This is a genomic window from Lentzea xerophila (genome assembly GCF_051094245.1).
In the GTDB taxonomy this organism is placed as follows: domain Bacteria; phylum Actinomycetota; class Actinomycetes; order Mycobacteriales; family Pseudonocardiaceae; genus Lentzea; species Lentzea xerophila.
Map to the genome: position 1 here is coordinate 7,678,421 of NZ_CP194934.1, position 13,264 is coordinate 7,691,684.

At 69.4% G+C, this 13,264-nt stretch carries 11 protein-coding genes and 1 riboswitch; of the genes, 1 reads left to right on the forward strand and 10 read right to left on the reverse strand.

What is annotated here, in order from left to right; all coding sequences use genetic code 11:
• Positions 1–3: 3 nt before the first annotated feature.
• Positions 4–1,293, forward strand: coding sequence for a DivIVA domain-containing protein (locus ACRSBM_RS36715; protein WP_434450918.1), 1,290 nt, complete (start codon positions 4–6; stop codon positions 1,291–1,293).
• A gap of 5 nt (positions 1,294–1,298) precedes the next feature.
• Here the strand turns inward: ACRSBM_RS36715 and ACRSBM_RS36720 are convergent, their stop codons facing one another.
• The 10 genes from ACRSBM_RS36720 to rsmI all read right to left on the reverse strand — a co-directional run bounded on the left by ACRSBM_RS36720 (position 1,299) and on the right by rsmI (position 13,262).
• Positions 1,299–3,065 (reverse strand): ABC-F family ATP-binding cassette domain-containing protein, encoded by a 1,767-nt coding sequence (locus ACRSBM_RS36720; RefSeq protein ID WP_434450919.1) that lies wholly within the window; start codon positions 3,063–3,065, stop codon positions 1,299–1,301.
• Between the two features lie 103 nt (positions 3,066–3,168).
• Positions 3,169–4,131, reverse strand: a complete 963-nt coding sequence (locus tag ACRSBM_RS36725; protein WP_434450921.1) for a 4-(cytidine 5'-diphospho)-2-C-methyl-D-erythritol kinase — start codon at positions 4,129–4,131, stop codon at positions 3,169–3,171.
• A gap of 57 nt (positions 4,132–4,188) precedes the next feature.
• Positions 4,189–4,977 (reverse strand): MetQ/NlpA family ABC transporter substrate-binding protein, encoded by a 789-nt coding sequence (locus ACRSBM_RS36730; protein ID WP_434450923.1) that lies wholly within the window; start codon positions 4,975–4,977, stop codon positions 4,189–4,191.
• Positions 4,978–5,004: 27 nt separating this feature from the next.
• A complete protein-coding gene (locus tag ACRSBM_RS36735; RefSeq protein ID WP_434450924.1) occupies positions 5,005–5,688 on the reverse strand; it encodes a methionine ABC transporter permease in 684 nt (227 codons plus the stop codon).
• Positions 5,685–6,683: a methionine ABC transporter ATP-binding protein gene (locus ACRSBM_RS36740; protein ID WP_434450926.1), complete on the reverse strand. Its 999-nt coding sequence runs from the start codon at positions 6,681–6,683 to the stop codon at positions 5,685–5,687. Before ACRSBM_RS36740 ends, ACRSBM_RS36735 begins: the two co-directional genes overlap by 4 nt.
• Before the next feature lie 217 nt (positions 6,684–6,900).
• Positions 6,901–6,994, reverse strand: a riboswitch (SAM riboswitch).
• Between the two features lie 88 nt (positions 6,995–7,082).
• Positions 7,083–7,913, reverse strand: a complete 831-nt coding sequence (gene rsmA, locus ACRSBM_RS36745; RefSeq protein ID WP_434453377.1) for a 16S rRNA (adenine(1518)-N(6)/adenine(1519)-N(6))-dimethyltransferase RsmA — start codon at positions 7,911–7,913, stop codon at positions 7,083–7,085.
• Positions 7,914–8,010: 97 nt separating this feature from the next.
• The gene (locus ACRSBM_RS36750; RefSeq protein ID WP_434450928.1) at positions 8,011–9,420 is read right to left on the reverse strand and encodes a transglycosylase family protein; all 1,410 of its coding nucleotides are present in this window, start codon (positions 9,418–9,420) and stop codon (positions 8,011–8,013) included.
• 302 nt (positions 9,421–9,722) lie between these two features.
• The gene (locus ACRSBM_RS36755) at positions 9,723–10,544 is read right to left on the reverse strand and encodes a TatD family hydrolase (protein ID WP_434450929.1); all 822 of its coding nucleotides are present in this window, start codon (positions 10,542–10,544) and stop codon (positions 9,723–9,725) included.
• The gene (gene metG / locus ACRSBM_RS36760) at positions 10,541–12,331 is read right to left on the reverse strand and encodes a methionine--tRNA ligase (protein ID WP_434450931.1); all 1,791 of its coding nucleotides are present in this window, start codon (positions 12,329–12,331) and stop codon (positions 10,541–10,543) included. Before metG ends, ACRSBM_RS36755 begins: the two co-directional genes overlap by 4 nt.
• An 85-nt stretch (positions 12,332–12,416) precedes the next feature.
• Complete coding sequence (gene rsmI / locus ACRSBM_RS36765) at positions 12,417–13,262, reverse strand: 16S rRNA (cytidine(1402)-2'-O)-methyltransferase (RefSeq protein WP_434450932.1); 846 nt, start codon at positions 13,260–13,262, stop codon at positions 12,417–12,419.
• Positions 13,263–13,264 lie beyond the last annotated feature (2 nt).

Sequence of the window (13,264 nt, forward strand, 5' to 3'; positions counted from 1 at the left end):
TTGGTGGATCGGGGCGGCCCCGGAGCGCAGCATCGTCTACCCGCGCATCCGGCACCTCTGCTCTCCGCGCAGGACGTGGCCCTGGTCGCGTTCCACCGTCCCCCGCGTGGTGAGCGCGGGTACGACGCGGCTGAGGTGGACGCGTTTCTCGACCGGGTCGAGAGCACCATGAAGAGCAAGGACATCCTCACGCGCGAAGACGTCCTCAACGTCAAGTTCAGCACGGCGACCCGTGATCCCGGCTACGACGTGAACGAGGTCAACGTCTTCATGGAACTCGTCGCGGACACGCTGCGGTCCACTCCGCAACGCGCGCAGGCCTCAGCGCCCGCCCAGGGCGCGCACGCCACGTCGCAGGCGATGAGACCCGCGGTACGACTGTCCCCTGACGACGTCGCCGCCGTGCGCTTCCACAAGCCGAGACCGGGGACCCGCGGCTACCACGAGGGCCAGATCGACGCGTTCCTCGACCGCATCGAGGGCACGCTGCGCGGCAGGGACAACCTGACGGCGCAAGAGGTTCAGGACGCCGTGTTCGGCGAGACGGCACCCGGCACGTTCGGCTACGACGAGGAAGACGTCGACACGTTCCTCGACCTGGTAGTTCTCATGTTCGAGACGGCGCCGCCGCCCCGCACGGCCCCGCCGACGACGCAGCTCCCGCAGCAACAGCAACGGCCGCAGCAGCGACGCCCGCAGCCACCGCCGCGCCCCCAGGAGCAACCTCCGGCCCAGCAGGCCGCGAGCCCCAAGGCCGTCGAGTCACCGAAGCTCACCGCCGCGGACGTCCGCAACGTCGCGTTCCACCGCCCGCCCCGCGGCCGCCGCGGCTACCAGGAGTCCCAGGTGGACGCGTTCCTCGACCGCATCGAGGCGACGCTGCTCGGCCAGGACAACCTGACCGGCAAGGACGTCCGCGACGTCCGGTTCTCCCGGCCGTTGATCGGCAGGCGCGGCTACGACGAGACCGAGGTCGACGCGTTCCTCGGCCAGATCGAGCAGCAGCTCTCCGGACCGATGCCCGGCATGCCGCAGGTCAAGACGTGGAAGGATCTGCGCCAGCTGAGGATCCCGCAGGCGGCGTCCGGTCAGCGCGGCTACCGCACCGCGCAGGTCGACAGGATGCTGGAGGAGATCGGTGTCGCGCTCGACGGCATGCTGGGGGCGACCTCGGACGAGGTCATGAAGGCGCGCTTCAGCTACGCGTTGCTCTCGGGTCAGGGCTACGACACGTCGTTCATCGATGAGCTGCTGCCCCAGCTGGCGACCGAGCTCCGCAGCCGGGGCCGCTAGCCCCCTCAGCCCTCTACGACCTCGGCCGCGGCCATCCAGGCCGCCTCGACGTCGGACTCCTCCGCCAGCACGGCGCGGAGCTCGGCGTCGAGCTTCAGCAGCCGGTCGGGATCGGTCGCGGCCTCGGCGAGCGCGGCGTGCAGCTCGGCTTCCTTCTTGTGCAGCACTTCGAGGCGCCGCTCCAGTCGTGCCAGCTCCTTGCGGGCGGCGCGCTGGTCGGCGGCGTTGGAGGGCGCCTTCTCCACCGCGGGGGCAGCGGACTCCCTGTCGCGCAACGAGTCCCGCCGCTTCAGGTACTCCTCGATGCCGCCGGGCAGGTCCGTCAGCTTGCCGTCACCGAACAGCGCCACGACCTTGTCGCAGACGCGCTCGACGAGGTAGCGGTCGTGCGAGATCACGACGAGCGTGCCGGCCCACGAGTCGAGCAGGTCTTCCAGCTGCTGCAACGTGTCGATGTCCAGGTCGTTCGTCGGCTCGTCGAGCAGGAGCACGTTCGGCTCGGCCATCAGCAGCCGGCACAGCTGCAGCCGCCGCCGCTCGCCACCGGACAGGTCCGACACGGGCGTCCACTGCTTCTGCGACGAGAACCCGAACCGCTCGCCCAGCTGAGAGGCCGACATCTCGTACTTGCCGAGCACGACGCGGCGCGCGACCTCCTCGATCGCCTCCAGCACGCGCATCGACCCGTCGAGGTCGAGCAGCTCCTGCGAGAGGTGCGCGATCTTCACCGTCGCACCCTGGATCCGCTTGCCCGACTCGGCCTCGCGCTCGCCGGCCAGCAGCTTCAGCAGCGTCGTCTTGCCCGACCCGTTGACGCCGACCAGACCGATCCGCTCACCGGGACCGAGGCGCCACGTCAGGTCGCGCACCAGGACTCGGTCCGGAATGGACAGTGTGGCGTCCTCGAGCTCGATCACGGTGCGGCCCAGGCGCTTCTTGGCGAACGCGAGCAGCTCCACGTTGTCCCGCAACGGCGGCACGTCCGCGATCAGCGCCTCGGCGGCCTCGATGCGGTAGCGCGGCTTCGACGTCCGCGCGGGCGCGCCGCGGCGCAGCCACGCGAGTTCCTTGCGCGCCAGGTTCTGCCGCTTCTCCTCCAGCACGTCCGCCAGCCGGGTCCGCTCGGCGCGGGCATAGATCCAGTCGGCGTAGCCGCCCTCGTACTGCTCGACCTTGCCCTGCACCACCTCCCACGTGCGGTTGCAGACCGTGTCGAGGAACCACCGGTCGTGGGTGACGACGACGAGCGCGCACTTGCGGGCCAGCAGGTGTTCCGCGAGCCACCGCACGCCCTCGACGTCGAGGTGGTTCGTCGGCTCGTCCAGCACGAGCAGCTCGAGGTCCTGGATCAGCGCGGCCGCGAGCGCGACCCGGCGCCGTTCCCCACCGGACATCGTGGAGACCACGGAGTCGAGGCCCAGCGCCGTGATCCCGAGTCCGTCCAAAATGGACCGGACGCGGGCGTCGGCGGCCCACTCGTGCTCGGCGTCGAACCCGAGCGGGTCGATCACCGCGTTGCGCACCGTCGAGCCCTCCGGCAGCTCGGTTCGCTGCGTCACGACCGCCATCCGCAGGTCGCGCGACCGCGAGACCCGGCCGTCGTCGGCGGGCTCCACCCCGGCCAGCACCTCGAGCAGCGTCGTCTTGCCGCCGCCGTTCAGGCCGACGACACCGATGCGGTCGCCCTCGTTGACGCCGAGCGACACGCCGTCGAGCAGCGGCCGGACGCCGAACGACTTCGACACGGACTCCAGGTTGACCAGGTTGGCCATCAAAACCTCACGACTAGTAAGAAACTGCCCGATGAAGGCTACCCACCGGGACCAAAGCCCCTGCTCACCAGCCTCGGGCAGCGCGAGCGCCCGGACACGGCTGTCAGGCGTGGACCTCGGGAGGGGTGGGCTTCGGCTCTTCAGTCGTGATCACGCGCGCGCCGGGGACCGGGCCGTGGGCGACGCGAACCGTCCGGCACACACCGGCACCGGCCAGCTCGGCGGCCACGCGGACGGCCATGTCGCCGTCCTCGCACAGGAACGCCGTCGTGGGCCCGGAACCGGACACGATGCCGGCCAGCGCGCCCGCGTCGACGCCGGCACGGAGCGTGCGGCGGAGGTTCGGCCGCAGGGACACCGCGGCGGCCTGCAGGTCGTTGCCCAGCAGCAGGGCCAGCTGCCGCGGGTCGCCGGACGACAGGCCCTCCAGCACCGCCTCGACCGGGCCGACGCGCGGCGGGTCACCCTCCGCGCGCAGGCGGTCCAGCTCGTCGAAGACGTCCGGAGTGGACAGTCCGCGGCGGTCGAACGCCAGCACCCAGTGGAACTGGTGGCGTCCCAGCACCGGCACGATCCGCTCGCCGCGGCCGGTGCCGAGCGCGGTGGCGCCGTACAGGGCGAAGGGGACGTCCGCGCCGAGCTTCCCGGCCAGTTCGGCCAGCTCGTCGCGGCTGATGTCGAGCCGCCACAACGACGACAGGCCGACCAGCGCCGCCGCCGCGTCCGCGCTGCCGCCCGCCATGCCGCCCGCGACCGGGATGGCCTTGCGGATGACGACGCGGACCTTCGGGTCGTCCGCGTCCTTGCCGACGTGCGCGGCCAGCAGCTGCACCGCGCGCCAGGCGAGGTTCGACGCCCCGGTGGGCACCTGGTCGGCGCCCTCGCCGTGCACCTCGACGCCTGGCTCGTCGGCGACCGCGACCGTGACCTCGTCGACCAGCGAAAGGGCCTGGAAGATCGTCACCAGGTCGTGGTAGCCGTCCGGGCGTACGTCACCCACTGCCAGGTGCAGGTTGACCTTGGCCGGGACGCGAACTGTGACCGGGGGAGGAACGACTGCGAGCACCATGTCAGCCTACGGGCGTTCTCGGGTTCCGGACTTCTCCCCCGGTCACCGGCGGTGTCAGACCGGGATGACCGAACCGTCGAAGGTCTGCTTGATGTAGTCCTTGACCTGCTGCGACGCGAGCAGCTCCGCCAGGTCGCGGACGCGCTTGTCGTCCTTGAGCTCGGTCCGGGTGACCAGGCCGTTGGCGTTCGGGTTGCCCTCCGCCTTCTCCAGCGCGAGCGAGTCGGTGGCCGGCTTGAGGCCCGCGTCGATGGCGTAGTTGCCGTTGATCACCGACGCGTCGGTGTCGTCCAGCGAGCGCGGCAGCTGGGCGGCCTCCAGCGGCACGAACTGCAGGTTCTTGGGGTTCTCCGCGATGTCGCGCACGGTCGGCTGGTCGACGGCCTTCAGCTTGATCAGGCCGTTCGCCTCCAGCAGCTTGAGGCCGCGGGCCTCGTTCGTGGCGTCGTTGGCCACGGCGACCTTGGCACCGCTCGGCAGCTCGTCGAGCTTCTTGACCTTCTTCGAGTACAGGCCCAGCGGCTCGACGTGGACCGGCTGGATCCACTCGACCGGGGCACCGGACTCGGTGGTGAACGTCTTCAGGTACGGCACGGTCTGGAAGTAGTTGGCGTCGAGCGAGCCGTCCACCAGCGCCGTGTTCGGCTGCACGTAGTCGGTGAACTCGACGACCTCGATCTTCAGGCCCTTCTGCGCGGCCAGGTTGTCGGCCACGTACTTGAGGATCTGGGCGTGCGGGACCGGCGAGACACCGACCTTCAGCGTGTCGGACGCGTCGGCACCCGACGAGCAAGCGGACAAAGCAGTCAAAGCGACCGCGATCAGGGCAGCCTTAATACGCATGACGTTCCTTTTGAGAAATCTGATGGGTCAGACGGAGGCGTGCCGGCGCCGGTCGGACGCTCGGGCGGCACGGGTGAAACCGAGCTGGATCACGGTCGTGAGCACGGCGAGCCACGCCACGGTGCTCCACAGGATCCGGTCGTTGAAGCGCTGGTAACCCTCGCGGATCGCGAGGTCACCGAGGCCACCGCCACCGATCACGCCCGCCATCGCCGAGTACCCGATCAGGGCGATCACGGTGACGCCGATGGCGTTGATCAGCGCGGGCAACGACTCGCGGATCAGCACGCTGCGCACGATCCGCAACGTCGAGGCGCCGGTGGTGATCGCGGCCTCGACCACGGTCACGTGCACCTCGGACAGGATGTTCTGCACGAGCCGCCCGACGAACGGGATGGCGCCCACGGCCAGCGGCACGATGACCGCCGTGCTGCCGATGGAGCCGCCCACGATCAGGCGGGTGACGGACGTGAGCGCGACGAGCAGCACGATGAACGGCATCGAGCGGCCCAGGTCGGTGACGAAGCTCAGGATCCTGTGCACCGCGGCGTTCGGCCGCAGCCCGCCCTTGGCGGTGAGCTGCAGCCAGACACCTACGGGAACTCCGAGAACGGTGGCGATGACGGTGGAAACGCCGACCATGTACAGCGTTTCGCCGGTGGCTTCGACGAGATAGGTGAGAACGTCGGACCAGGGTGTTGCAGACCTCACGCAGCTACTCCCTGTGGCCCCTTCAGGGACCTTTGCACCGCACCGCCGGCCTCGCCGATCCACTCGAGAGCGGAGTCGGAGCGCTCGCCGTTCAGGCCGAGGCGGAACCGCGCGACCGGCGTCTCGCCCAGTCGCGTGAGGCCACCGCCGACGATGTTCAGCTCGACGCCGAACCGGTGCGCGGCCTCGGGCAGCAGCGCGCCGACCGCGGCGAACCCGACGAGCACGACGTCCGCGACGCGGTCGTAGCTGCTCTCGTTGATCGGGTTCAGGTCGACGGCGGGCAGCAGCGCACTGCTCGTGCGGCTCGCGACGTCGTTGACCAGGTCGAGGACCTTGCCGTGCTCCACGACGCGGCCCTGCTCCAGCACGGCGACGTCATCGCAGATCTTGCGGACCACGCCCATGTCGTGCGTGACGACGAGAACGGTCACACCCAGCTCAGCGCGCGCACGGTCGAGCACGGCCAGCACGGAACCGGTGGTTTCCGGGTCGAGCGCGCTGGTGGGCTCGTCGGCGAGCAGGACGCTGGGGTTGGCGGCGAGGGCACGCGCCACGGCGATGCGCTGGCGCTGCCCGCCCGACAGCTGGTCGGGGTAGGCGGCGGCCTTGTCGGTCAGGCCGACGAGGTCGAGCAGCTCGCCCACACGGGTGCGGCGCTGCGGTCCGGGCACGCCCGCGCTTTCGAGCGGCAGCGCGATGTTCCCGGCGGCCGTGCGCTGGCGAAGGAGCGAGTCCCCCTGCGGCACAACGCCGATCTGGCGACGAGCAGCCCGCAGGGCCGCCCCGTCGAGGCTGGTGATGTCGGTGCCGTCGACGCGGATCGCCCCGGAGTCGGGACGCTCCAGCAGCGCGACGCAACGGGCGAGCGTCGACTTGCCGGCCCCGCTCGGGCCGACCACGCCGAGCACGGTGCCCGCCTCGACGTCGAGGGTCACGCCGTTGAGGGCGCTGACACCCTGGAAGGACTTGGTGAGGTTTTCGACAGTGATCACTTCTGCTCCACGGCTGCGCGTGACGGCACACCCGCCTCGTGGGCGGTGCGCGGTCGAAGTTGCTGCTCAGGTGTGTGCGCCACTCGTTGGCTGAGTGCGCGTCAAAGGACTTTGAGAAGGCGCCTTAGACGAGGTGGCGACGACATGCAGAAGCGGTGCGACGGCACTGGTCGACGACTCGACGGCGCGTCAGCATTCGCGAGGTACCCATGGTGCTCCTCCATCGGTCCTGGCGTTAGCACCTGCCCGCATCCAGCGGGTGGTTGCTGCGACGTCGTAGAGCCAGGTCTCTCAGTCGCTCCGGATGGCAACTAGCAGTCAACCGGACGGACGTTCGGTTGCGCAAGCCAGAATCCGATTCGTTCGACAGATCACACTGTTGGCCGAAGGATCCCCGGTTCAGACCTCGGCGATCCGGATGAAGTCGATCACGCTCAACTGCTCGCCCCGCTGCTGCGGATCGATGCCCGCCTTCCGCAGCAGTTCGTCGATGTCGTGCGCGTTGCCGGCCCAGCCCTTGAGCGCCGCCCTGAGGGTCTTGCGGCGCTGCGCGAACGCGGCGTCGACGATGGCGAAGAGCTTCTTGCGATCCACTGTGGACAACGGCTTTTCGTGGCGCTGGAAGGCAACCAGACCCGAGTCGACGTTGGGTGCCGGCCAGAACACGTTCTTGCCGACCGCGCCGGCCTTCCGTGCTTCCGCGTACCACGCCAGCTTCACGCTGGGGACGCCGTAGATCTTGTTGCCGGGCTTCGCGGCCATGCGGTCGGCGACCTCCGCCTGGACCATGACCAGGCCCTTCTGGAGGGACGGCAGCTCCGCCAACAGGTGCAGCACGACCGGGACCGCGACGTTGTACGGGAGGTTCGCGACGATCGCGGTGGGTTGTGCCGGCAGGTCCTCTTGGGTGACTTTCATGGCGTCCTTGAGGACCACGTGGAGCCTGTCCGCGTTCTCCGGGTCCATCTCGCGGACGGTCTGCGGCAGGCGGTGGGCCAGCGGCGGGTCGATCTCCACCGCCACCACCTGGCTCGCGTTCGGCAGCAGGGCGAGGGTCAGCGAGCCCAGGCCGGGGCCCACCTCCAGGACGACGTCCGCAGGGGTGAGCCCGGCCGCGGCGACGATCTTGCGGACCGTGTTCGGGTCGTGCACGAAGTTCTGGCCCAGCTTCTTGGTCGGGCGGATGTCCAGCTCTGCGGCTAGACGGCGAACTTCGGCAGGTCCCAGCAGGCTCACCCGGGCATTCTCGCAGGCTCGTCCTGCAACGGCTGAGGCCGCCCATGGCGAACCAGGGCGGCCTCAGCCGGGGGACGGAGAAAGCGCGGGTCTACGGCAGGCCGAGCTTGGCGCGGCAGCCCGGCCACGCCGAGTACGTGCCGCCCGAGCGGTCGCGGAGCTTGGTCGCGATGGCGATCTGCTGCTCACGCGTGGCCTGGTGCGGCAGCTGCGCGTACACGGTGCCGCCGTTCGAGGCCCAGGTGCTGGCCGAGAACTGCAGGCCGCCGTAGTAGCCGTTGCCGGTGTTGATGGCCCAGTTGCCGCCTGCCTCGCACTTGGCGAGGCTGTCCCACACCGCGCTGTCGGGGAGGGGCTTGGTGCCGACGGTGACCTTCTTGGGCTTCGGCTCCTTGGTGACCTTGCCGCCGATCTTCTCGCGGCTGATCTCCTTGCCGTTCTTCACCGTCACGCGGTAGGTCACCGTCTGCTCGCCCGGCGCGCCGGGGTCGGTGACGGTCTGCTGACCCACGTTCATGTTCGGGTCGTTGGTCTTCTCGACCGGCGGCGCGACGGGCTCGTTCACGTTGATGACCGTGACGCCCGTGCGGGAGATGTAGACCTCGGCGCCGGTGGCGAGCTTCACATCGGTACCGGAGCTGACGGCGTCCTCCGGGCCGAGGGTGAGGTTCTCGGTCTTGAGGAGCTCGTCGACGGTGACGGCGGTCGTCTGGACCTCGCGGACCGGGTTCGCGCCGTCGAAGAGCTTGATGTTCTTGCGCGTCTTGACCTCGACGTTCATGCCCTCCAGGGGCACGTCCTGCGAGCCGGGCGCGGACATCCACGCGCCTTCGAGGGGAACGCCGAACTGCTTGGCGGCCTCCTCGACGGTGACGGAGCGGACCCAGTCCTCGCGGGCCTGGCCGTCGACGCTCATCTTGAGCAGGCGGCCGCGGTCGAGGCTGATCTTCCCGCCGTCGGAGATCGGGGCGTTCAGCGAGGGCGACAGGGCGTCGTGCTCACCGACGACGATGCCTTCCTCCGCCAGTACCTCGCCGACCGTGCCCTCGTAGGAGTGGACGGTCTGCAGCGCGCCGTCCACCTCGACGGTGAGGGACTTGTCCATCGCCATCGCGGTCACGCCGCCGCCGGAGATCGACACGAGCACCGCGGCGACCGCGCCCTTGAGGAAGCGGCGCTTCCAGGACGAGACGGCCGTGACGAGGAGCTGCGGGTCCTCCTTCTCCTCTTCCTCCGACGGGAGGACGAGGGGCGGCATGATCGTCGTCTCGGCGTTGATGAGCCGGATCAGCTCGTCGACGTCGACGTTCGCCGTGGCGAGCAGGTCGTCGGCGTCCGGGCCGAGGACCTCGAGCACGTCCGCGGGCGTGATGGTCAGCGCACCGGCGGGGAAGCTCGGGTGGGGATCAGCGACTCCAACGGCGGTGCCCCCGACCGGCGTGAACCAGTCGGTGTCCTCGTTGAAGTCGTACGGAGCGGCAGTTCTGTCGCTTCCAGACACTGGGTCGATACCTCCATTGCGGAAGCTCGAGGCCACCGCACAGTTGGCGTTGACAAGATCATTCGAGTTGGAGCTCGAAGGTTCCCGGCAACTCCTCCTACGTGGTCTCGCTTCTTCGCGCTTCTGGCTTCGGTCCCGCCCCGACTGCGGGCGTGCTCCGAACCGACAAGGTCGGCTCAGGTGGCACGGTCACGGGACAGTAACGGGGTCACGCACGTTGCGCAAACACCCCTGCCGATGTTGTGACTTCAGTCACCCCATGGGGGTAGGAACCCCTTGCTCCGTTCGCTCTAAGTCGCATCTCAGTAGTCAAACCCGAACACTCGATGAGCAGTACGGGTGACGGCGGAGCAGAGTTCAGAAAGATCTTCGCCACGGAGCGTGGCCAGATCCCGGACTGTGTAATTCACACAATAGGGTTCGTTTGGACGTCCACGATATGGGTGCGGTGTCAGGAACGGCGCGTCCGTCTCGACCAGGAGCTGGTCCTGCGGCACCAGTTGGGCCGCCTCCCGCAGCGCGCGGGCGTTCCGGAACGTCACCGGGCCCGCGAACGACAGCACGTACCCCGCGTCGACGCACCGCCGGGCGAAGTCCGCGTCGCCCGAGAAGCAGTGGAAGACCACAGTGGACGGAGCGCCCTCCGCGTCCAGCACCTTCAGGATGTCCTCGTGGGCGTCCCTGTCGTGGATCATCAACGGCTTCCCGACGCGCTTGGAAAGGTCGATGTGCCAACGGAAAGCCTCGTGCTGGGCGGCCGGCGGGGAGTAGTCCCAGTAGTAGTCGAGACCGGTCTCGCCGATCGCGACGACGCGGTCGAAGGCGGCGAGCCGTTCCAGTTCGGCCTTCTCCGCGTCACCGAACGAAGCGGTGCGCGTCGGGTGCACGGCGACCGCCGCGTAGACCCGGGAGTCCCAAGTGGACGCTTCGGCGGCCCACCGCGCGGCGGCCAGGTCGTCCGCCACGGTGATCACGTGCGAGACACCGGCGGCGTTCGCCCGGTCCAGCAGGACCGCCACGCCGGCGGCGTCGGCGGCACCACACGCGTCGAGATGGGTGTGGGCGTCGATCACCGGTGCCGGAAGGGCTTCCGGCACCGGCGGTCGTTCGCGCTTGTCCGTCACTTGACGATCGGGGCCCACTCCGGGCCGACGTCGCCGAGCTCCGCGTCGAGCTTCGCGAACAGCGGCGACGGCTTCTGCAGCGGCCGGCCCACCTCGAGCGGCGTCGACTCCCAGCGAGCCTGCTCGTCCGCGTAGTCACCGGTCAGCACCGGGTACGAGCGGTCAGGCACATCCAGGTCGGTGACCTCGTTCATCTGCGGCTGTGCGGCCCACACGCCCGTGCCACCCAACGCCTCGTGCACCTTCTGCGCCGAGTGCGGCAGGAACGGCGTCATCAGCGTGTTCGCGTCCTGCACGACCTGCAACGCGGTGTGCAGCACCGAGTCGCGGCGCTCCGGGTCGTCCTTGAGCTTCCACGGCTCCTGGTCGGACAGGTACTTGTTCGCCGCGGAGATCACGCGCATGGCCTCGCCGGCGGCCTGCTTGAACCGCGAGCGGCGCAGGTGCGCGCCGACCGTGTCGAACGCCGCCTTGGACTGCGCGAGCAGCTCGTGGTCGGCGGGAGTCAGCGCCGTGGCCTTCGGGATCGAGCCGACGTTCTTGTGCGCCATCGAGATCGAGCGGTTGACCAGGTTGCCCCACTCGTTCGCCAGCTCGAAGTTCGTCCGGCGGACGAACTCCTCCCAGGTGAAGTCGGTGTCCTGGTTCTCCGGACCCGCGACGGAGATGAAGTACCGCAGCGCGTCCGGCCCGAACTCCTCGAGGAAGTCGCCGACGTAGATCACGGTGCCGCGCGAGGTGGAGAACTTCGAGCCGCTCATCGTCAGGTACTCCGACGACACGACCTCGGTCGGCAGGTTCAGCGTGCCGAACCGGCCGGGCTCGCCACCCTTGTCGCCCGCGCCGTTCTGGCCCAGCAGCAGCGACGGCCAGATCAGCGAGTGGAAGACGATGTTGTCCTTGCCCATGAAGTAGTAGCCCTGGGCGTCACCGGTCCAGAACTCCTTCCAGGCGTCGTCGTCGCCGGAACGACGGGCCCACTCCACGGACGCGCTCAGGTAGCCGATGACCGCGTCGAACCACACGTAGAACCGCTTCATCGGCTGGTCGCTCCACCCGTCGAGCGGGATGGGCACACCCCAGTCGAGGTCGCGGGTGATGGCGCGCGGCCGCAGGTCCTTGATCAGGTTCTGCGAGAACTTGAGCACGTTCGGACGCCACTCCGTGCGCGCGCCCATCCAGCTGCCGAGCGACTCGATGAACGACGGCAGGTCCAGGAACAGGTGCTCGGTCTCGACGAACTTCGGCGTCTCCCCGTTGATCCGCGAACGCGGGTTCTTCAGGTCGATCGGGTCGAGCTGGTTGCCGCAGTTGTCGCACTGGTCACCGCGCGCGCCGTCGTACCCGCAGATCGGGCAGGTGCCCTCGATGAAGCGGTCGGGCAGCGTCCTGCCGGTCGACGGGCTGATCGCGCCCATCTCGACCTTGGGGACGACGTAGCCGTTCTTCCACAGCGCGGAGAACAGGTCCTGCACCACCTGGTAGTGGTTGCCGGTGGTGGTGCGGGTGAAGAGGTCGTAGGACAGGCCGAGGCCCTGGAGGTCGGAAGCGATCACACGGTTGTACTTGTCGGCGAGCTCACGAGCCGTGAGCCCTTCCTTCTCGGCCTGCACCTGGATGGGTGTGCCGTGCTCGTCCGTGCCGCTGACCATGAGCACCCGGTGTCCGGACATTCGCATGTAGCGGGAGAAGACGTCGGACGGGACACCGAAACCGGAGACGTGACCGATGTGCCTGGGGCCGTTGGCGTAAGGCCAGGCCACCGCGGTCAGTACGGAGGCACTCATGGCAACAGCCTACGGAGGCGGTGCCAGGGGGTTTTCACCGGTCCGCCGCGTGCCCAGCCCGTCCGGCGGTGAGGTGGTCTCGCGGTCAGCTTGACTTGATCGCGGCGTCGTAGAGGGTCTTCTTGCTGATCCCGGCCGCCTCCGCGACCTCGGCGGCGGCCGACTTCATCCGCTCCCCGTCCGCGACGCGCTGCCTCACCTCGGCGACGAGCGTGTCGAGGTCCGGCTTCTCCTCGGCGGGAGCGGGACCGAGCACCACGGTGATCTCGCCGCGTGCGCCCTCCACGGCCCACTCGGCGAGTTCACCGAGAGTGCCGCGCACGACCTCTTCGTACTTCTTCGTCAGTTCGCGGCACACGGCGGCACGGCGGTCGGGTCCGAGGACCTCGACGGCGTCCTGCAGCGTCGCGGCGAGCCGGTGAGGTGCCTCGAAGAAGACGACCGTGCGCTGCTCGGTGGCCAACGGGGCGAACCAGCGCTTGCGCTCACCGGACTTGCGCGGCGGGAAGCCGTCGAACGCGAACCTGTCGCTCGGCAGCCCCGACAGGGCGAGCGCGGTCGTCACGGCGGACGGCCCCGGCAGGCAGGTGACCTTGAGGTCCTGCTCGACGCACGCGACGACGAGCCGGTAGCCGGGGTCGGACACGCTCGGCATCCCGGCGTCCGTCACGAGCAGCACGGTCTCGCCGTTCCGCAGCGCCTCGAGCAGGCCGGGCAGCCTCCCCACCTCGTTCTGGTCGTAGAAGCTGATCACCCGCCCGGACGGCTTGACCTGCAACGCGGCCGCGAGGCTGTGCAGCCTGCGGGTGTCCTCGGCGGCGATCACGTCGGCGGTCTCGAGTGCCTCGACCAGGCGCGCCGAAGCGTCGCGGATGTCGCCGAGAGGGGTGGCCGCCAGAACAAGACGGCCTGAACCGGATACAGGACTCACAA

Coding starts and splice junctions, on each gene's coding strand:
- ACRSBM_RS36720 (WP_434450919.1), bottom strand. CDS start 3,065: ATGGCCAACCTGGTCAACCTGGAGTCCGTGTCGAAGTCGTTCGGCGTC.
- ACRSBM_RS36730 (WP_434450923.1), bottom strand. CDS start 4,977: ATGCGTATTAAGGCTGCCCTGATCGCGGTCGCTTTGACTGCTTTGTCC.
- metG (WP_434450931.1), bottom strand. CDS start 12,331: ATGAGTGCCTCCGTACTGACCGCGGTGGCCTGGCCTTACGCCAACGGC.